Consider the following 366-nt stretch of genomic DNA (forward strand, 5'->3'; position numbering starts at 1 on the left):
CGAACAACCCGCCCCGATCGCACTGCACCTCGTGATGGCCGACACCACCCTCGCCGGCGACGACGACGAACCCGCCTGGCTCGACGGCTACGGACCCGTGCCCGCCGGGTTCGCCTGCACCCTCGTCAGCGACGCCGCACACGACGACACCACCAAAACCACCCTGCGGCGCCTCTACCGCCATCCCGACAGCGGTCAATTGGTCGCCATGGAATCGCGAGCGCGGATCTTCCCGAAAGGGTTGGCCGCCTTCATCGGACTGCGCGACCAAACCTGCCGCACCCCCTACTGCGACGCCCCCATCCGCCACCGCGACCACGCCGAGCCGCACCGCACACACGGACCCACCAGCGCCCGCAACGGACT

The 366-nt window shown here is 69.9% G+C and carries 1 pseudogene; it reads left to right on the forward strand.

The features are described from left to right. Window positions 1-366 (forward strand): annotated as a pseudogene (locus tag AC1DY7_RS31450) (HNH endonuclease); the annotation flags it as partial.

This window comes from Mycobacterium sp. P2_H7 (assembly GCF_056403275.1).